The sequence below is a fragment of the Peredibacter sp. HCB2-198 genome, from assembly GCF_045999315.1.
GTDB lineage: Bacteria > Bdellovibrionota > Bacteriovoracia > Bacteriovoracales > Bacteriovoracaceae > Peredibacter.
On record NZ_CP174607.1, the window covers coordinates 3442822 to 3461846 of the forward strand.

General features: G+C 43.6%; 22 protein-coding genes. 9 read left to right on the forward strand and 13 right to left on the reverse strand.

Annotated features, from left to right (window positions below):
• Nucleotides 1-16 precede the first annotated feature (16 nt).
• Genes ACJVC5_RS17335 through rnc form a run of 3 tightly spaced genes read right to left on the reverse strand, consistent with a single transcriptional unit; the run spans nucleotide 17 to nucleotide 3603 of the window.
• Nucleotides 17-1873, reverse strand: coding sequence for a ribosome biogenesis GTPase Der (locus ACJVC5_RS17335; RefSeq protein ID WP_408096802.1), 1857 nt, complete (start codon nucleotides 1871-1873; stop codon nucleotides 17-19).
• Nucleotides 1874-2842, reverse strand: coding sequence for a GTPase Era (era, locus tag ACJVC5_RS17340; RefSeq protein WP_408096803.1), 969 nt, complete (start codon nucleotides 2840-2842; stop codon nucleotides 1874-1876).
• An 11-nt stretch (nucleotides 2843-2853) separates the two neighbouring features.
• Nucleotides 2854-3603 (reverse strand): ribonuclease III, encoded by a 750-nt coding sequence (gene rnc / locus ACJVC5_RS17345; RefSeq protein WP_408096804.1) that lies wholly within the window; start codon nucleotides 3601-3603, stop codon nucleotides 2854-2856.
• A 242-nt stretch (nucleotides 3604-3845) separates the two neighbouring features.
• Between rnc and ACJVC5_RS17350 the strand changes: the two genes are divergently transcribed.
• On the forward strand, nucleotides 3846-4205 hold the full coding sequence (locus tag ACJVC5_RS17350) for a hypothetical protein (protein ID WP_408096805.1): 360 nt from the start codon (nucleotides 3846-3848) through the stop codon (nucleotides 4203-4205).
• On the opposite strand, the gene ACJVC5_RS17355 is transcribed toward ACJVC5_RS17350, so the two are convergent.
• Nucleotides 4202-4549 carry a Crp/Fnr family transcriptional regulator gene (locus ACJVC5_RS17355; RefSeq protein WP_408096806.1) on the reverse strand — a complete coding sequence of 116 codons (348 nt, stop codon included), beginning with the start codon at nucleotides 4547-4549 and terminating at the stop codon, nucleotides 4202-4204. The two genes, ACJVC5_RS17350 and ACJVC5_RS17355, sit on opposite strands and share 4 nt — an antisense overlap.
• A 142-nt stretch (nucleotides 4550-4691) precedes the next feature.
• Between ACJVC5_RS17355 and ACJVC5_RS17360 the strand changes: the two genes are divergently transcribed.
• Complete coding sequence (locus ACJVC5_RS17360) at nucleotides 4692-5189, forward strand: hypothetical protein (RefSeq protein ID WP_408096807.1); 498 nt, start codon at nucleotides 4692-4694, stop codon at nucleotides 5187-5189.
• 23 nt (nucleotides 5190-5212) lie between these two features.
• Here the strand turns inward: ACJVC5_RS17360 and ACJVC5_RS17365 are convergent, their stop codons facing one another.
• Nucleotides 5213-6823, reverse strand: a complete 1611-nt coding sequence (locus tag ACJVC5_RS17365; protein ID WP_408099252.1) for an ABC-F family ATP-binding cassette domain-containing protein — start codon at nucleotides 6821-6823, stop codon at nucleotides 5213-5215.
• Nucleotides 6824-6895: 72 nt separating this feature from the next.
• Between ACJVC5_RS17365 and ACJVC5_RS17370 the strand changes: the two genes are divergently transcribed.
• The 6 genes from ACJVC5_RS17370 to ACJVC5_RS17395 all read left to right on the forward strand — a co-directional run bounded on the left by ACJVC5_RS17370 (nucleotide 6896) and on the right by ACJVC5_RS17395 (nucleotide 12488).
• Entirely contained in the window at nucleotides 6896-7846 is a 951-nt protein-coding gene (locus ACJVC5_RS17370; RefSeq protein WP_408096808.1) for a tyrosine-type recombinase/integrase, read from the forward strand.
• On the forward strand, nucleotides 7836-8891 hold the full coding sequence (gene ribD / locus ACJVC5_RS17375) for a bifunctional diaminohydroxyphosphoribosylaminopyrimidine deaminase/5-amino-6-(5-phosphoribosylamino)uracil reductase RibD (protein WP_408096809.1): 1056 nt from the start codon (nucleotides 7836-7838) through the stop codon (nucleotides 8889-8891). Before ACJVC5_RS17370 ends, ribD begins: the two co-directional genes overlap by 11 nt.
• A gap of 9 nt (nucleotides 8892-8900) precedes the next feature.
• Nucleotides 8901-9548 (forward strand): riboflavin synthase, encoded by a 648-nt coding sequence (locus ACJVC5_RS17380; protein WP_408096810.1) that lies wholly within the window; start codon nucleotides 8901-8903, stop codon nucleotides 9546-9548.
• On the forward strand, nucleotides 9538-10776 hold the full coding sequence (locus ACJVC5_RS17385) for a bifunctional 3,4-dihydroxy-2-butanone-4-phosphate synthase/GTP cyclohydrolase II (RefSeq protein WP_408096811.1): 1239 nt from the start codon (nucleotides 9538-9540) through the stop codon (nucleotides 10774-10776). The genes ACJVC5_RS17380 and ACJVC5_RS17385 overlap by 11 nt, the downstream gene beginning before the upstream one ends.
• Nucleotides 10777-10787: 11 nt before the next feature.
• Nucleotides 10788-11252 (forward strand): 6,7-dimethyl-8-ribityllumazine synthase, encoded by a 465-nt coding sequence (gene ribH, locus ACJVC5_RS17390; RefSeq protein WP_408096812.1) that lies wholly within the window; start codon nucleotides 10788-10790, stop codon nucleotides 11250-11252.
• A gap of 69 nt (nucleotides 11253-11321) precedes the next feature.
• Entirely contained in the window at nucleotides 11322-12488 is a 1167-nt protein-coding gene (locus ACJVC5_RS17395) for a S1 family peptidase (protein WP_408096813.1), read from the forward strand.
• A gap of 9 nt (nucleotides 12489-12497) precedes the next feature.
• Here the strand turns inward: ACJVC5_RS17395 and ACJVC5_RS17400 are convergent, their stop codons facing one another.
• The gene (locus tag ACJVC5_RS17400) at nucleotides 12498-12656 is read right to left on the reverse strand and encodes a hypothetical protein (RefSeq protein WP_408096814.1); all 159 of its coding nucleotides are present in this window, start codon (nucleotides 12654-12656) and stop codon (nucleotides 12498-12500) included.
• Nucleotides 12657-12876: 220 nt separating this feature from the next.
• On the opposite strand from ACJVC5_RS17400, the gene rpsD reads away from it, so the two are divergent.
• Nucleotides 12877-13509 carry a 30S ribosomal protein S4 gene (gene rpsD / locus ACJVC5_RS17405; RefSeq protein ID WP_408096815.1) on the forward strand — a complete coding sequence of 211 codons (633 nt, stop codon included), beginning with the start codon at nucleotides 12877-12879 and terminating at the stop codon, nucleotides 13507-13509.
• 161 nt (nucleotides 13510-13670) lie between these two features.
• Here rpsD and ACJVC5_RS17410 read toward each other — a convergent pair whose 3' ends face one another.
• Genes ACJVC5_RS17410 through ACJVC5_RS17440 form a run of 7 tightly spaced genes read right to left on the reverse strand, consistent with a single transcriptional unit; the run spans nucleotide 13671 to nucleotide 18970 of the window.
• Entirely contained in the window at nucleotides 13671-13907 is a 237-nt protein-coding gene (locus tag ACJVC5_RS17410; RefSeq protein ID WP_408096816.1) for a hypothetical protein, read from the reverse strand.
• A gap of 51 nt (nucleotides 13908-13958) precedes the next feature.
• Entirely contained in the window at nucleotides 13959-14276 is a 318-nt protein-coding gene (locus ACJVC5_RS17415; RefSeq protein WP_408096817.1) for a cytochrome C oxidase subunit IV family protein, read from the reverse strand.
• 3 nt (nucleotides 14277-14279) lie between these two features.
• Nucleotides 14280-14945, reverse strand: a complete 666-nt coding sequence (locus ACJVC5_RS17420) for an SCO family protein (RefSeq protein ID WP_408096818.1) — start codon at nucleotides 14943-14945, stop codon at nucleotides 14280-14282.
• A 3-nt stretch (nucleotides 14946-14948) separates the two neighbouring features.
• Complete coding sequence (locus ACJVC5_RS17425; protein WP_408096819.1) at nucleotides 14949-15827, reverse strand: c-type cytochrome; 879 nt, start codon at nucleotides 15825-15827, stop codon at nucleotides 14949-14951.
• A gap of 12 nt (nucleotides 15828-15839) precedes the next feature.
• Nucleotides 15840-16397 (reverse strand): cytochrome c oxidase subunit 3, encoded by a 558-nt coding sequence (locus tag ACJVC5_RS17430; protein ID WP_408096820.1) that lies wholly within the window; start codon nucleotides 16395-16397, stop codon nucleotides 15840-15842.
• A gap of 3 nt (nucleotides 16398-16400) precedes the next feature.
• Nucleotides 16401-18137, reverse strand: coding sequence for a cytochrome c oxidase subunit I (locus ACJVC5_RS17435; RefSeq protein WP_408096821.1), 1737 nt, complete (start codon nucleotides 18135-18137; stop codon nucleotides 16401-16403).
• Entirely contained in the window at nucleotides 18137-18970 is an 834-nt protein-coding gene (locus tag ACJVC5_RS17440) for a cytochrome c oxidase subunit II (RefSeq protein ID WP_408096822.1), read from the reverse strand. The genes ACJVC5_RS17435 and ACJVC5_RS17440 overlap by 1 nt, the downstream gene beginning before the upstream one ends.
• Nucleotides 18971-19025: the final 55 nt, after the last annotated feature.

The following is a 19025-nucleotide window of genomic DNA, read 5'->3' on the forward strand; positions in this document are numbered from 1 at the left end:
TTCGAGTCCCTTTTTTTTATCTGGCATTTTTCTTTTCGATCTTCTTCATTCGTCTTTCAATGTCCGTCGACGTTCTGAAAATCAGATGCACCGGCGTATTGGTCAAATCGAACTCATTTCTCAAACCATTAATTAAATAACGGCGATAGTTCTCAGGAATCCCTTGAGACTTGTTTGAGAAAAGAAGGAACGTTGGAGGAGACGATTTAAGCATTGAAGCGTACTTCACCTTAAAACGAACTCCATTGGTCTTTCTTACAATCACTGGATTCTTCTCAGTAAGATTTAAGAAGCAACGGTTAAGAGCACCAGTTGGAATCTTTCTATTTCGAATCACGATCGTGCGCTTCAGGGCCTCACGAAGGTAATTGATGTTGCGGTTCTTCTGAGCAGAAATCGTCACGAGCTGACAGAAACCAAGCCAAGGCACATCGTCCTTAAGGTTCTGCATCCACTCTTTCTTTTTCTTCGCATCCGCGAAAGTCTCTTTTAAGAGATCGATCTTGTTCAGACACACGATCAGCGACTTCCCTTTTTCAAGGGCGATATCTAAAAGGCGTCGATCCTGGTGAGTGATACCAAGAGTAGAATCAATCATGAAAAGCACAACATCTGATTCAGTGATCGCACGAAGAGAGCGGTAAACGGATTGAGTTTCAATAAAACCCTCAACCAGTTTCGACTTACGAATACCGGCCGTATCGACGATCTTAATTGAACGCCAGCGGTTGACCTCTTTAGCGTGCTCTAGATTTTCCACTTCCTCTTCAGGAGCGTTCCAGTTCTTTTCAATTTCCTGAACAATTTCATCTTCAGAAAAATAATCAGTGCCTGTATTCGATTCATCGAAGCTAAAGTCACCAGCGGCCGCAACTTCATCATCAGAGGCCTCGTCTTCGAAAGTTGATTCAACCGTTTGACCGAACTCAACGTAGATTTTCTTCTCTTCTTCAGACAGATCATCTTCGTCTTCAGAGATGTTTAGATCCACGTCACCTGATTCCTGAAACCGCTTAAGCTCAGCGAAGATTTCTGAGTTGTCCTTACGAAATGGATTCTCACGAGTTGAAAGCATTTCAACATCTGGACCGAAATAAAGATCAATATAACCTTCAATTGGATCAACTGTTGTTCCGGCAATTTCCGAAACCAGCGCTCTTTGAGCACCCACCAGACAGTTAAGAAGAGTTGATTTACCGGCGTTCGGAGCGCCAATGATCGCCACTGATGAAACCACATCGTTACGAGGCTTCACGCCTGGCTGAAGATAATCACTGGCAACACTGAGAATTTCTTTTTCACGAAAACTAAGGGCGGTTTTAATCAGCCTTTCGCGAAGATCGTAGAAACCACGGTTATGTTCCGCAGACACTCTCATCATGTGTTCTTCATCCAGACCCAGGGTATAGAAATCATACTGATCCCCTTCCTGTTTCTCAGTGTCGAATTTATTCATGATAAGCCAGAATGGCTTACGAGTTGATTTAATGTAATCGCAAATCCCTTTATCGAAAGGCAGAAGTCCTTCACGAACGTCCACCACGAAAAGAACCAGGTCTGATTCATCAATCGCAAGTTTCGCGTGATCGGCCATGATATTAAAGAACGGATCAATATTGTTCTTTTTCTTAGGATCAATTTCAATCTTATCCGGATAGAAACCACCAGTATCAACCAGGATCACTTCTTCTTTATGGGCCTCACCATCAATTGCCTCTTCCAGAGTCATGATGCCGTAGTGACGGTCACGAGTCACACCCGGTTGGTCGTGGGTCATGGCGAGATGTTGTTTTTTCATCAGTCGGTTGAAGATGGTACTCTTCCCGACGTTCGGTCTCCCAATAATGGAGACCACCATTGATCTAGTGCTCATTTATTTTTTCCTCCACACGCGGGCAGATTTCTGCGTTCTTGGAAGACCGATTTCATCCAGCACGTAGTTATTTGTCATCCATTTCGGCGATACTTTTACGTGAAGGTTCAGGTGAACTTTACCGCCAGTCATCGCTTCAATTTTCTTTCTGGCATTCATGCCAATTTCTTTAATGATTGAACCACCACGGCCAACCACAATCGCACGCTGAGAAGGACGGTTCACAAGGATTGAAGCTGAAATATGGGCCTCAGGAGCAGCGTCCTCATCTTTCTTACGTACGTCTTTATATTCATCAATCACCACTGCGATCTCGTAAGGAAGCTCTTCTTTAAGAAGACGGAAGGCCTGCTCACGGATGTACTCAGTGGCGAAGAAACGCTCGTTCATGTTTGAGGCGTCTCCACCTGGATAAAGGTGCATAGCATTTGGAGCGGCGTCTTGGATGGCACCAGTTAGCTCATGGATATTGTGGCCATCTTTTGACGAGATGATGAAGTGCTTTTCAATTGAAGGACAAAGCTCCTGCATCTTCACCAGAGTTTCGCCAAGGTTAAGTTCTTCTTTCTTAACCAGATCAGCTTTCGTGAAGATGATCCAAGTTCTAGAAAGAGGTGCTTCGAAATTTTTAAGGAAGTCCTTGAACTCGCCAAGGATGTTCGTTGTTAGGTCAACCAGAACGAAGTTAATGTCCACACCCTCAGACCCCATCTGGGCCTGGCCATTCATACGACGGTTTAGTTCTTGAGAAGTTGAGTGAACTCCCGGAGTGTCCACCATCACAACTTCAGTGCGGTCAATTGTGAATGCACAGTGGAATTGGTTACGAGTTGTTTGTGGCTTAGAGCTCACGATTGTAAGATCAAAACCAAGGAGATGGTTAATGAAGGAACTTTTTCCAACGTTTGGTTTTCCAAGTACGGCGATCATGATCGCTTTATTATGCGGGTGTTGGTTTTCAAATAACATATGTTCTCCTCTTAAATATTTCCTTTCTTTAATACTTCGCTAGCTAGTTCTCTTTCACCGATCTTCTTAGAGCTAAAAACGCCTCTTGCTGTTACTTCATCATTGATCCACAAAGTGATCTCAAACTCGTCACCTTTTTGTTCAGCCGTGTAACGAGGAAGTTTCTTGTAGAGGGCCAGGCTCTTCTCTTGAAGTTTTGATTTAGCATCAAAATCATCTAAGAAACCGGCATCAAAAGCAGTTGGAACAAATAGGTTTAACCAACCAAGATAAAGAGTCTTGGCGAATTCCAGTCCGTGATGGCGATAAACCTGAGCAAGTAATGCTTCAAAAGTGTCCGCCAGAACAGTCGCCTGCTCATAGAGACCTTTTTTATATTCACCCTTTCCTACGATGATGAGTTCATTGAGGCCCAGGCCACTTGCGATATTGGCGAGAACTTTTTCATTCACCATGGCGCTTCTTAATTTAGAAAGCCTTCCTTCTTTTTCCTCAGGAAAACGACGGTACAACTCATCAGTCAGGATCAACTGAAGGACCGCATCTCCCAAAAATTCCATCTGTTCCTGATGAGGAACATTAAACTCATGAGAAAATGAAGTATGAGTAAAGGCCTGAGACAATTCCTTCAGCGGCATCTTCAAGGAATGCTTGTTCATGAAAATCTGAAAATCTTCGTGGAGAAGAACCTGATGGAGGAGCGAAGCTTCTTTTGTAGTGTAAAGCTCGTTCAGAAGTTGATGTAAGCGAGGCCGTGACATAGATCACCTAAGGTCGTCTATCTCGCTCCCACGGAGGAGTGAGCAAATTAATTAATGTGAAGCATTTCTAATGGTTTTGAGCTGCTTTCGCAATAACCATGGGATACTATGCAAAATTTTACAATAACGCAACCCGAAACCTGGCCTAAAGGAGCCTAAATTTCACGAGTTACGTCATCTACCTTATTCCAAAAGTCCTCATCCCTCATTAAATATCAGTCTCTAAATTTGTGAGGAGGTTTATGAAGTACTTTGCTCTCTTTTTCTTGTTTATTGTTTTTGGTGCAGAAGCTGCCCACATTCTCTCAGCAAGACTGGATTCAGACCAAAAAAATCTACTGATAGATGTGGCCTATAGCGGAGGTTGCAAAAAGCACATCTTCAAACTCAAAATGGATGGAATGTGTTTGGAAACTTATCCCGTTCAATGTGCGGCCGAATTAAAAGAAGAGATTGAAGATGGTGAGGACTACTGTCAGGGTATTATTCGTCACCAGGCCGTTTTCTCTCTTAGAAAGCATAAACTTCATGATGAATACTATCGTGGGGCAAAACTCACGATCTACAACAGAAAATCGAGCTTCTCCCTTAAATTACCTTAGATCTTAATGCGGGCATTGGCCTTACGAAGACGTTCGGCCAATGTCTTTACTAAAATCTCTAACCATTTTGGATGTGACTTGAAGATACCGTCGATGGTTTCTTGAGGGATCTCAATTAACTCGCAACCAGTTACGGCCTTAACAGTGGCACTCCTCGCCTCCTGATCCAGAAAAGAGATTTCTCCTACTAATTCACCACTGTAAATATGTCCCAAAACAATTTCGTCATTCCCTCGCTGTTTTGTCACCAACAACTGCCCGCTTTGGACCCAATACATGCTATTAGAGTGTTCGCCTTCCCTTAAGAGAATCTGGTTAGGAACGAGAAAGACTTGTTTTGCCATGGCTTAACTCCAATTAAGTTCTTATAGCTTAAGCGGTCTTAGAATTTTCGCAACTCCAAGGACGAGAATATTTTTCATATGCTTCTAAGAGGCCCGATAAAGCATGCTATAAGGCCGGTAATAAACTGAAAAAGGATAAAAAATGAAATTTCTCTTCGTGGTACTAACTACTGCACTTTCTTTGTCTGCTATGGCAGGAACCAAAACCACAGTTGAATTAGCATCAGAAAATAATCGAGTGGCCTTCAAGGCCGCTGAGAGCACGAGAGTACTTCACATTGCTGGTAATCCCACTTGTGTAGAAATGGAACCGACCCATTTTTTTCCTCTTCCATCTTTGAAAGAAAAAATAAGTGCAGTGGAAGTAACTGACTCAAAGATCACATTTGATAAAAAGTTAGGCGGTTTATGTAACTATAAATTTGCCAATGTCTATTTGAGACTAAACTTCGATAATAAAGAAACAGTTGGACTCACTCTTTTTGCAGATAATGGTGCCCCAGCTGAAATTGACCTGATTTGCTCGAAAGGCAAATATGGAATGGAATGTAGGGAAAAAGGTGAAGCGGAATCTAGCAAATCTGTTCGCCTCTATGTGGATCTTAATAAGGCCACTAAAATCAATGTCTTTTTCGAGTAATTAATGAAATCTGGTCGGTGAGCTTAGTGCTCACCGACTGCTTGTAGATACTCAGTATAAGTTCCAGGATAGAAACGCACTCCACCCTTATCCACTTCCGCAACCGTTGTTGTTACTTGTTTTAAGAAGTGACGGTCGTGGGATACGATCATGATCGTACCTTCGTAGTTTTTAAGAGCTTCAACCAAAACCTCACGTGAACGAATGTCTAAGTGGTTGGTAGGCTCATCCAGAATCAGAAGATTACAAGGGTTGGTCAGGATACAAGCAAGAATCAAACGTGATTTCTCACCACCGGACAATACAGAAACTTTCTTCTCTACATCGTCCCCTCTGAAAAGGAAGGCAGCGAGAAGGTTTCTCATATAACCATCAGACTTATCTTTCACTCGATTGCGAACTTCATCAAAGACCGTGTTGTTAGGATTTAATACATCCATTGAATACTGAGAGAAGTAACCAACCTGAACGTTAGCACCGATGGTCGCCTGACCTTCAGTAGCGTCCGTCATCCCGTTGATGATTTTTAGAAGAGTTGATTTACCGGCACCGTTCACACCTACAACCGCTACGCGATCCAGGCGCTTTACCAGACCAGTTACACCAGAGAAAACTTTCTTCTCCTTGCCCTCAGGAGTGACCCAAGTCTTAGCAAGATTTTCCATCTTCACCACATCGTTACCTGAACGAGGAGGCTTCGGGAATTCAAAGTTAATCGCCTGATCTTCAGGCATAACTTCAATTCGATCAATCTTATCTAATTTCTTTACTCGAGACTGAACCTGGGCCGCGTGTGAAGCACGGGCCGCAAACTTTGCGATAAACTCTTCTTCTTTCTTAAGCATTGCCTCTTGTCTTTCAGCAGACGCGATTAATTGCTCACGACGAAGCTCTCTTTCTTTTTCGTAGTAATCATAGTTACCAGAGTAGACCGTGATCGTTTTGTGGTTTACTTCCACGATTTTCTTAACGAGCCCGTTCATGAATTCACGATCGTGACTTGTCATGAATACGGCACCCTTAAAGTTTTTAAGCCAGCTTTCTAGCCAGATGATCGATTCAACATCAAGGTAGTTGGTAGGCTCATCCATCAGAATGAATTCTGGTCGCTGAGCGAGAACTTTCGCCAGAGCGATACGCATTTTCCAACCACCAGAGAAAGACTCCACTGGACGCTGTTGCTCGTCAGGCATAATACCAAGACCAGTTAAAACTTCGGCCGCTTGATATTCGATATCGTAACCACCAAGCTTTTCAAACTCAGTCTGGTAGTCACCCAATTTTTCCAGCATCTCATCCGAGTACTCCCCGTCTTCCAATGCTTTTTCAATTTTTGAGATTTCAGTTTTTAAGAATCCAAGTCGAACGTTACCGTGAATGACTTCTTCAAGAGCGCTGCGGCCTTTAAGCTCACCAACATTTTGAGAGAAATAACAAACTCGTAAACTTTTCGCGTAATCAATTGTTCCTGCGTCTGGGCGCTCTTCTCCGACAATCAGTCGAAACAAAGAAGTTTTACCGGCGCCATTTGGTCCCACTAGACCGACTTTTTCACCCGGACCGATGAAAAAAGATCCATTTGTATATAGGACTTGCCCACCATAATTTTTGGTTAAACCAGAAACAGTAATCATGAATTCCTCCGAAGGCCCAAGAGTAGCGTTTTTCTTGTACATATCCAAGCTTTTTTCGTAATATACGTACATATGGACTTCAATCTTTTAGATAAACAACAAGAGTTTTTAAAACTTCTCGAGCGCCAAGGAAAAAGCTTCAATACGGTCAAGAACTACAAGGCCGACTTGCAGTGTTTTAATACGTTCCTGATTGATAAGCAGGAGCATTTAAAAATTAAATCCTTCAGCTCTACTCAGGTTCAAGAATATTCACGCTATCTGGACGAAAAATACGGCTCGCCTAATTCAGTGAGACGTCGTGTTCAGGCCCTGCGTTTATTTTTTGATTACCTCCTGGGACAGAATCTCTTCCCGGAAAATCCTTTAAAGAAAATGGCGGTGTCTCCCAAGGTCTTAGATAATCCGGAGCCCACTCCTTTTCCGGAAGTGATTAAGACCTACAAACTGCTTAAAAAACGCATCAAAGACACTGAGGGCCTACAACAACTGGTGAACGCCAGAAACGTCGTGATCTTTCATTTGATCTACGGAGCGGGCCTTAAAGTCTCGGATCTGGCGAAACTGAGTTTCGGCAGTATTTTGAAAGATAAAAACAGCTACCGCGTGATGGTGGAACACCCAAAACGTGATCCTTATTCCATTCCTCTTCCAGAAGCTTTTAATAAGGATTTTCTCTTTTATAAAAATCGTCTTCAGGATTATCAACGTCAGGAAGAGCTCGAAATGGAAGAGCTTCTTTTCAACGCCAATCCCTACAAGATTCTATCTGGAGGACTTTCTCCTCGCGGAACCGAACTTTTCTTTGAAGAGCTTCGCCGTGAAATGAAAACGGAGATGACCGCGAAGTCCCTTAGACAATCCTGCATTTTTAAATGGCTTAATATGACAGTGTCTCACACCACAATCAAAGAATGGTTGGGTGTGACTCCAAGTTACTCACTAGAACTTTACCTTGAGGAACTCAAAAAAGATCCGGCAGGAAAAGTCTTTCAAGATCTCGAGGTAGAAGATGACCAATGAAGAATTGATCCAGGAAACATTTGAACTCGCCAAAGAAGGCAAAGGTCACACCTGGCCCAACCCTATGGTGGGAGCAGTGCTGGTCAAAGACGGAAAAATCATCGCTCGAGGGTTTCACCATAAAGCAGGTCAGGACCACGCTGAGATTGATGCCATTAAAAACGCCACCGAGTCTGTGGAAGGCGCCACTCTTTATGTGAACCTCGAGCCTTGCTGTCACACGAACAAGAGCACTCCCCCTTGTGCTCAACGACTGATTCAGGAAAAGATCAAAAAAGTGGTGATTTCAAATCTTGATCCGAACCCAAATGTGAATGGCAAAGGAGTGGAGCTTTTAAAACAAAACGGAATTGAAGTGGAGCATGGAATTCTTGCCAAAGAAGGTGAAGCACTTAATGAAGTGTTCTTCACTTCGCAAAAACTTCAGCGCCCTTTTATTCATTTAAAGATGGCCTCAAGCCTGGATGGGAAGACCGCTCTTTCCACTGGTGAGTCTCAATGGATCACAGGCCCTCTTGCTCGTGAGCGCGTGCATCTGCTTCGCTCTCAGCATCAGGCAGTGATTGTGGGGGCCGAGACCGTTCGTAAAGACAATCCAAAACTCAATGTGCGTTTGGAAGATTATCATGGTGAACAACCGTATCGAATTGTCTTCACTCAGAGTGGAAAGCTTCCTAAGGACGCTCTACTTTTTACGGATGAGTTAAAACACAAAACTCTCATCTATACTTTTTCGCCTCTGTCTTTTGCTTTTCCAAAAGAACAGGTGGTTCAGATAACTTCTCTTGAAGAGGCCATGAAAGACCTCTATCACAGAAAGCTTATGAATCTTCTTATGGAAGGCGGAGCAACTCTCGCTTCAAACTTTATTATTGAAAACCTGATTGATCGAATCACCGTGTTTCTGAATCCAAGTCTTATTGGTTCAGGAACTTCGCTCTTAGGTGACCTCGGTCTTTCAAATTTGGAAGGACGACCTCGTCTTAAAAACATTGAGACCAATCTTATTGGTGAAGATATCTTCATCTCAGGTCGCCTGACATAAAGGACGTTTATGTTTACAGGACTTATTCAGGAAGTTGGAACCATTCAATCGGTGGTGAGTAACGCTGAAGGAAAAGAATTTATTATCCGCGCTCCAGGACTGATTAAAGACATTCAAATTGATGATTCAGTTGCGACCAACGGTGTGTGCTTAACCGCCACTAAAATTGCTGGTGATACGTTTAAGGTGCAAGCAATTCACGTGACTTTAGAGAAGACCAGCATCGGTTATTTAAAGACCGGTGATAAGGTGAATCTTGAACTCTCGCTTCGTCCTCATGACCGTTTAGGTGGCCACTTCGTTCAGGGCCATGTGAACGCTCTCGGAAAAATTAAAAAAATTGAGAAGATCGGGAATAATTGGGAGATCGAAGTTTCTTTCCCCAAGGATCTTCGTAAATACATGATATCAGAAGGCTCTATTACTCTTGATGGTATCAGTCTTACAATTGCGAGATTAACTAGTGACACTTTGACCGTTGCAATCATTCCCCATACTCTAGAAAAGACTTCATTATCCTCTAAAAAAGTTGGTGATCACCTGAATTTAGAGGTAGATATGATTGCCAAATATATCGAGAACTTCCTGCGTTTTGATAAAGATTCCCGCAAGGAAGAATGGGCAAAAAACTTTTTTGACGTGAAGTATGAAGACTGAAACACAAAGACCTCTTGATACCATTGAATCGGCCATCCAGGATCTAAAACTTGGAAAGATGATCATCGTTGTTGATGATGAGGACCGTGAGAACGAAGGTGACTTCGTCATGCCGGCCGAAACAATTACTCCTGAAGCAGTTAATTTTATGATCACTCACGGACGCGGACTTCTCTGCGCTCCGGTGACTCCTGAGATTGCGAAACGCTTAGAACTTCCTCTTCAAGTTCAATCTAATACGGATTCAATGGGAACTGCTTTCACAGTGACCATCGATGCAAAAATTAAAGGCTCAACTGGAATTTCCGCCTCTGATCGCGCTCGCACCTTGAATATCATGACAAGTCCTGAGACAAAGGCCCATGCCTTCACCCGACCTGGACACATCTTCCCACTGATCGCTAAGAACGGCGGCGTTTTAGAACGCACGGGCCACACTGAGGCGGCGGTTGATTTTTCTCGTCTCGCTGGTTTTTCTCCTGTGGGAGCGATTTGCGAAATCATGAATGAAGATGGCTCCATGTCTCGTCTTCCTGAACTCTTCCAACTTGCGGATAAACACCAACTCAAAGTTGTTTCGATTGCTGACCTTGTGGAATATCGCAAACGTCATGAAAATCTTATTTCTTCAGTAGAGAGCATCCCATTCCCGAACAAGTTCGGTGAATTCCAGATGTTCATTTTCCACTCAGAACTTTTAAAGCAAGAACATGTGGCGATTGTTAAAGGTGACTTGGAGAAATTTAAATCAGCTCCTACTCTCCTTCGTGTTCACTCAGAATGCTTCACCGGAGACATCTTCGGTTCTTACCGTTGTGATTGCGGTGATCAGCTTAATAACTCCATGAAGATGATCGAAGAAAATGGTTCTGGCATGGTGGTTTATCTTCGCCAGGAAGGTCGTGGCATTGGTCTTTTCAATAAAGTGAAGGCCTACCAGCTTCAAGACCAGGGCATGGACACTGCAGAAGCGAATTTACATCTTGGTTTTCCGGTGGACTCTCGCGATTACACCATGGCCGCTCAGATTCTTCGCTACTTCAATGTCAGTGACATTAAACTCTTAACCAACAACCCTCAGAAGATTGAGGGACTCAATAAACATGGCTTCTCAAAGATCGAACGTGTTCCTCTTGAGATCAATGCCAATCAAAAGAACGCTCAGTATCTTCTCACCAAGAAGACCAAGCTTGGGCATCTTTTAAAACAAAACCTTTTAAATCAATAAGTGAGTTCTGTATGAAAATCGAAGGATCATTAAACGCTTCAAAACTTAAAGTAGCTATCGTTGCCGCTCGTTTCAACGAGTTCATCGTTTCAAAACTTGTGGGCGGTGCTCATGACTGTTTAAACCGTCATGATATTCAATCAAGTAATGTTGACGAAGTTTGGGTACCCGGTGCTTTTGAAATCCCGGTTGCCGCTTTAGCTCTTGCTGAATCTGGAAAATACGATGCCATCATTTGCTTAGGAGCTGTGATCCGCGGTTCAACTTCTCACTACGATTACGTTTGTAACGAGACGGCCAAAGGCATCTCTCATGTGGGTCTTAAAACGAAGGTCCCTACTATTTTCGGTGTTGTTACGACTGATACCATTGAACAAGCTATTGAAAGAGCTGGAACGAAGGCCGGTAACAAGGGCTGGGACGCGGCCATGGCAGCTGTTGAGATGGCAAATCTGTTAAAAAAACTACAGTCCTAAATTAATTACACACCTTCCAAATCCCGAGGGTCCTATCTGGTATAAATAATCATTATCAAGATAGGACCCATGAAATACTTAAATTCATTTTTGATAGCGACTATCTATTCGGTACTTTCCCTTACCAACTCCTATGCAATTGTGGGTGGGACCTCCGTACAAAGTCATGATGAGATCAGCAAAGTGACTGTGGCCCTTCAAATGGGCACGAACATTTGTACCGGCACTATCATTACTGAAGAACTCATTTTGACTGCTGCCCATTGTTTATATGACAAATATCAATTGCTTATTGGCTCTCGTGAGATGCAAGTTCTTTACGGCCTTGAGGCCTCTCGCCCTTTAAAAAAGGGACAGATCTCGCAGTACTATTTCCCTAAGACCTATACCAATGAAGATTATCCAGACAGGCATGACATCGCTTTCCTAAAACTAAGCGAGTCCCTTCCCCCTTCTTACAAACCGGCCAAGCTTCTGGATGCCGGCCACATTTTGAGTCCAAATCAATTCCTGACCTTTGCTGGATATGGATTCACTGATGGCGTAAAAAAGAAAGGCCTTGGAACTTTAAGAAAAGTCTCCATCAAATTTAATTCGATGAGTCCCTCTGAGACTGAAATCCTCACTGCGACTCCCGGAAAAGACACCTGTCAGGGTGATTCTGGTGGCCCCGGCTTTGTGGAGCTAAAGGGCGAACTTTATCTGGCCACAGTTACCAGCAACGGTCCCAAAGGTTGTCTGGGTAATGGAACACTTAGTGTGAGCACTTACATTCCGGCCATGCGTACTTTTCTTCAAGAAGGATTTTTAAAATTATCGACTCAATTGAAGAAACCCTCTCCTGAGGCCCTGGCAAACTTTTACGCCATGGGCTCCATTGAGAAGACCATTCAAGGTCCCTGGAGTGGTGCTTGCTATGACCATCAATCAACTGCATGGTATTCGTACCTAGCACTTGTTGCGAAAGACGATTCTGGGGCCCCTTACCTTCACCTGGCCTATGAAGAGGAAAATGGAAATTACTTTACTCGTCAAAAAGTCCGTCAATTCCTGGAGAATTTTTCTGTCGAAGAAGCGAAGTGGCTTTCCTTAGGAATGGATAATGGTTCATTTTTTGCGGATGACGAGGACACGGCCAGATTCAGAATTCGTCTCATTGGCCCTCATATCATTATGAAAGTGGAAGAAGCTCCCAATGATGACTCTCTTAGCGGGTACTGCTTTTTAAGGATATAAGAACCAAATTTAAAGCGGTCTTTCCGGATGAAGAGGAGCTGCCATCTGGCTGCTTACCGCATCTTCAGTTAGAGTCTCGGCCGACACCGGAGATGGTTTTTTAGTCAGCGACAGGTATGTACCCACCACCAACGTAACCAGGACCAAAATTAGGGCGAAAGCTTTCATAAAAACCTCTAAATAAAGTATGCCGAAAATTGCGCGAACAATAAAGGGGGCGGTCTTGAAAGTCAACGCCCGTGGTCAAGTTAAAATAAATCCCTATAAAATTTGCTATTTTGGTCCATTTTCTTTATGATGCCCACTCTCTCTATTGCGTGAGGATGCAGGCTCCCTGTGGAGAGATTGATTAATATTGTTTCCTGCTAAATGCCTAAAGGAGAAATTTATGGCAAAAATCGACATGGGGCGCTCTCGCTTCAAAATCCAACGTCGTCTTGGCGTTGAACTTCCAGGTCTTGGTAAGGCCGGTGCTCTTGAAAGAAAACCATACGGTCCAGGTCAGCACGGTATGCAACGTAAGAAGCTATCGGACTATACTGTTCGTTTGATCGAGAAGCAAAAAGTTATGTTCAACTACGGTCTACGTGAGTCTCAACTTCGTAACTACGTAAAGAACGCTAAGAAAATTAAGACAGCTTCATGGGTTGATACAATGATCATCAATCTTGAGTCTCGTCTTGATAACGTTGTTTTCCGTCTTAACTGGGCCCCGTCTACTCCAGCTGCTCGTCAGATGGTTACACACAAGCACATCAAAGTTAACGGCAAAACTGTTAACGTTCCAGGCTACCAAGTTCAACCAAATGACGTGATCGAAATCACTGATAAAGGTGCTAAGTCTGGTAACTACCTACAAGCTAAAGTACGTCCTCGTATCTCTTCAGTTCCAGCTTTCCTTTCTAAGGAAGCTTCTGGTGAGAAAGAGAAAGCAAAAATGGTTTCTAAACCACTTGCTGAAGACATCCCATTCGCTTTCGAAAAGCGTCTCGTGATTGAGTACTACTGGAAAGTAAAATAATTCTGATTTCAGTAATAAAGAGAAGGGCCCTGCAAAGGGCCCTTTTTTTATGGTCATTTTTCTGGGTCTCCTGAAAGGAGAACACGGGGGACTTCGGCCAAATAATCCCCACTTTCACTACCGCCAGCGAAAGTCATTCCATGTTAAATTGTTGTATTAAATTAGGTCTCAGAATTCTTCTGGGCGTTGATCTGATTGTGAACATGCTCTCTTAGAGAGCGCAGTGTATGAACTGATTTTTTGATGTATTCATCGGCCTTCTTAAGACGAGTGATCTCCTCAGCAAGTTCCGGATGATTACGAGTGAGCATAGTAAGGGCACGAGAAACCGACGCATCAATAATTGAGAACGTGTTCGCTAAATCATGGATGTATTTTCGTGTTTCGTCGTGATTCATGAAAGACCTTTTATGGTTAAAGGGCCCAAATGGGCCCCTTAATATATGATCTTAGAACGGTTTGTAGATTGCTTCAAGACAAAGAACAGTAGCATAGATGCCGGCCGTAATAGGCACTGCTGCGATGAATTTTAGCCACTTTGTCTCTTCTTTTAAGTGCATATAGTAATAAGCAACAATAAATGCCTTACCTACTGCAAGAAAAGTTAGCGCTGAGCCTTTGCCGAATTTAGAAAGACCGTGGATTTCTGCGACCCAAATCTCTACTGCTGTTAGAACGGCAAGAAGCACGAAAATGAAAAGATATTCTTTCTTATGGCTCTTGTGCTCATGAGCGTGGGCCGGGGCATGGCCGTGATTATCTGACATGGATTACTCCTTAGTTGAAGGACGATTAATTAATAGTCCAACATCAATCATTAATTGGTTTACACTGTTTTCATCAAAGGCATAGTAGCCACGAATGCGGTTCTCACCATCAACCAGAACGATCTTCTCAGTGTGGGCAATGTCCATAATGTTTTGCACATTATTTTCTACGCCAACTTTGAAGCCATCACGGTAAAGCTTGAACATCCCCTCTTTGTCGCTTCCAGTAAGGAAGGTCCATGTATAAGGATTGGCATCGTGCTTACGGGCCACATCAAAAAGAACTTTTTCATTATCGTATTCAGGATCAACCGTGAAAGTAACAATCGCCACTTTCTGGCCGGTACCACGAACACGCTTCTGAATTTTCTCAAGGTCGCCCAGCATTTTTGGACATACTGAAGGACAACGAGAAAAGATAAAATTCGCGAGATAAACTTTTCCTTTAAGGTCCTTTGAACCGAAACGCTGACCGTTTTCTGAGATAAGCTCAAACTCTGGAACCTGAGCAATCACCGGAAGCTCCGGTGGAAGTGTTCGGTTCATCGAGCGGTAAATCGGATAAGAAAAACCGAACAACAGGAACAACACCCAGAAGATTTTAGAACGAACGAGGTTTTCCACCACGTTCGTTTTACGAATATATTCAGGATTAGCTGCTGTGTTCATAGTTTACTGCTTGTTAACTTTATCCATAAGAGCATTACGCTTGGCCAGATCAGCACCTGTATCACGTAGGTCCTGAACATAGTAAGCAAGTGCCCATAGTTCTTCATCTGTCACTACATCTTTCCATCCTGGCATACCTGAACCAGTTACACCGTACATAAGACGTTGAACGATTGAAGGTACGTCCGTGATTGAACGAAGTGAGTGATAAGTGAAATCTGGTGGAAGAACTTTGTAGTTATACTCACCGTCTTGTACTTTAACCTGATAAAGGTCAGCACCAAGCTCGATAGTAGTACCCATTTCTTTCGCCCAACCATTGATCTCTTCTTTCGTAGCGTAACCACGGTGACACTGAGTACATGCTGCAGTTACGTGGTAGACCTTACGACCTTTTTCGATCGCCTGATGACGATAAACTTCGCCGAATGGATCAGCAGGAAGCTCGATTTTAGTTCCAAGAACTTTATCTTTACCTTCCCAAACCGCTGGAGCGAAAGTCTTGATGTATTGGATAACAGCATCTAGACGCTCATCCGAGATGTCCCAAGGAAGCATTGCTGTCCCTTTAAGACCGTGACGAATGATACGAGCGAAATCTTCATCATGTGGAAGCTCGCCGTAGTTGGTCCAAGGGAACTTATAAAGCCCTTGAGTAAAGTCACGCGGAGGTGGAAGAAGACCTTTAGAAGCAGGACCGTCACCTTTACCTGAGGCCCCGTGACACTGAATACAGTATTCAACGTATGTCGTGTAACCAAGGTTAAGGGTAGAAGCTTTGACCTCTTTGCCGGCAAGAATTTTGCTTTCCTTGAACGGCGCTTTCTCTACTACGCAAGCAGTAGATAAGAGAGCTACAATTGAAAGTACGATTAGTTTCATCGTCATATTCCTTTATAAAACAAATAACATTAAATACATCAGTAACCAGACGACCCCTAGGAAGTGCCAGAACTTGCCCACGTTAACGAGCTTGATGTCTGTCAGTTCTTGAGGTTTTCTGAAAATATAGCGCCCGAGCCATAGAAGAGTCATAAGGGCCATCACGATGTGACCAGCGTGAAGCCATGTGAAACCGTAGACCATTGAAGGAACTTGTCCGTTAGAAACTAAGATACCTGAAGCCGCAAGTGCGTTCCAAAGAAACCACTGAAGAACCAGGAACAAAATCCCTAGACCGAAAGTCGCCCACCAAAAAGTCTTACGCTTATCCTCTTCCCTCTCCATCTTGAAGTAAGTGTATGAGCTAAGTGCCATCACTAACGTGTTCAAGAAAGGAAGGAGCTTTGGCATGTTCTCAATCTCGACCGGTGGCCAAGTTGGAGCATTAAAGCGCGCCAGGAAGTAACCCAGGAACAGAGTTCCGAACAGCATACCGAAAGTGATGAGCGTAACCGTCATCGCCACTGTATTCTGAAAACGTTTGTATTCGTTCGCCGGGTTCTTCATCATAAATTACGCCTTAACTAGTTCCTCAGTCTGATATTGGAAATCACGACCATCTGGAAGATTTGGGTTACCAAGCTCGTGCGGTCCACACTTCACATGAGGGATCTCAAGGAAGTTATAGTGAGGCGCTGGAGATGGAATTTGCCATTCAAGTGTTCCTACATTCCAAGGGTTTGCTGGGGCAGCAGGATAGTTCTTGCTGAACACAGTCTTGAAAAGGTTATAAAGGAAGATGAACTGAGCAAGGCCCATAGCTACTGCTGAGAAAGTAATGAACTGGTTCACAGGAATTAGCTTGTGCATGAATTCATAGATGAACGGGTTGTAAAGACGACGGTGCATACCGGCCCATCCAACCATCATCATACCCATGAAGATCCCGTTAAGTGGAAGCATTGTTGCCCAGAAGTGAATCTTAGCAAGACGCTCATCCATCATTCTTCCGAACATCTTAGGGAACCAGAAATATGTTCCGGCGAAACCACCAAGAAGTACTGAAGCGGCCATTGTGTAGTGGAAGTGACCAACTACGAAGTATGTGTCGTGTAAGTAAAGGTCGATTGAAGTCGAAGCAAGGTATAGACCTGTAAGACCGCCAAGACCGAATACGAATACTACGCCAAGAGCGAAAAGCATTGGAGAATCAAAACGGATTGATCCTTTCCAAAGAGTTCCAAGCCAGTTAGCGAAGAAGATCGCAGACGGGATTGAAATTAACATAGTCAGGGTCATGAATGACTGAGTCAGAAGCGGAGACATCTGAGTCGTGTACATATGGTGACCGTAAACCACTGTTGAAAGAATAGTGATCGCTGAAAGAGAAAGAGCCGTCATTTTGTAACCGAAAGCTGGCTTTCTAGAGAAGAAAGCAAGGATATCAGAAACAAGACCCCAAGCTGGAAGAATCAGAATGTACACTTCAGGGTGACCGAAGATCCAGAACACGTGTTGGAAAAGGATCGGATCGCCCTTACCAGATGTAGCAGCTGCACCGGCAAGGAAGAAAGTTGTACCGAATACACGGTCAAAAGTAAGAAGAAGAAGACCAGCACCTAGAACTGGAACGAAGATCGCGTTCAGGATAGCTGTTAGCCATAGGCCCCAAATTGTAAGAGGCATTTTGAAGTAACCCATACCAGGAGCACGAAGAGTGATTACAGTTGTGATGTAGTTCACGGCACCCATAGTAGAGGAAATACCAAACAAGAAGAGAGACAATAACCACAATGTCTGACCTACACCTGGCTGACCAAGGTTAGTAGATAGTGTTGGGTAAGATGTCCAACCACCTGCTGCAGCTCCCAGAGGTAAGCAAAGTGAGCCAAGAAGAAGAACCCCAGAGGCCATAGCAAACCAGAAAGAAAGCATGTTCAGAGTTGGGAAAATCATGTCTCGCGCACCAATTAAGAGCGGGATACAGAAGTTACCAAGGAATCCGGTTAGGATCGGTGTAATCGCGAAGAAGATCATGATCGTACCGTGCATTGTGAAAAGCATCGCGTACGTATCAGGAGGAACTACTCCGTTTGTATGAGGGAAAAGAAGGTTACCAATAACTGGAAACGGTACACCTGGGTAAGCAAGCGTCCAACGGATGAGAAGGGCCATAAGACCACCCACCATTAGGAAGAAGATACCGTACCAAAGGAATTGTTTACCAATTACTTTATGGTCATAAGATACAATGTACTTTGACCAGAACGACGTTGGAGCGTCGTGAATGTGTTGTTCAACGAAAGCCATTATTTACTCCCCCACTGCCAACCCCAACGAAGATCCATGTTCTCCGTATCGTTAGTAGCGATTGCACGTTCTTGAGATTCATTTGTCCAACGCTCGTAATCTTCAGCAGACAATACAGTTAGCTGAGCCTTCATCAGATAGTGGTGGTTACCGCACATCTCTGCACAAGCGATTTCGAAATGACCTGTTTTGTTTGTATCAAACCAAAGTTTCGCGAAACGACCAGGGATCGCATCAGCCTTGATTCTTGCGTTTGGAAGGTAGAAAGCATGGATCACATCTTTCGATGTCATTTGGATCATCACTTTTTTACCAACTGGAACAACAAGGTTGTTAAGTTCAACAACGTCATCTGCAGTATTGAACTCACCGTCTTTACCAGCATGACGGAAGTTCCATGCCCATTGCTGAGCTAGTACTTGTACCTTGATTGTATCAGGATCATTTTCAGGAAAGTTCCAGAATGTTTCTTTAAGGTCACGAGTAGATACTTTCGTGATCACCATATCTACTGAAAGGAACACACCAAGACCGATAGCGGCCGTGAGTAGAAGGTGCTTCTTTTCGTTACCGTGAGTGTAAAGCGGCTTAGCGTGACGCTTTTTCGAATAAAGAAAAGAGAAACCGAAAATACCAAAACACACGAGAGCGAACCAAAAAATGTTCACGTACGTAGTGTAGAAGAATAGCCACTCAATCAAGTGACCCGTACTAGAGATGTCTTCCGGTGGACTGATGCGCTTCCAGAATCCCATTTGCTCTTCGGCTTTAACGATGAGCTCGGACCCTGTTGCGATCATACCGATCAGACGTTCAGAAAATGAAATGTCCATCTCACAACATCCTGAGAAAAGATTAATAAAAGAAATAGAGTTTAACGTGTTGAAT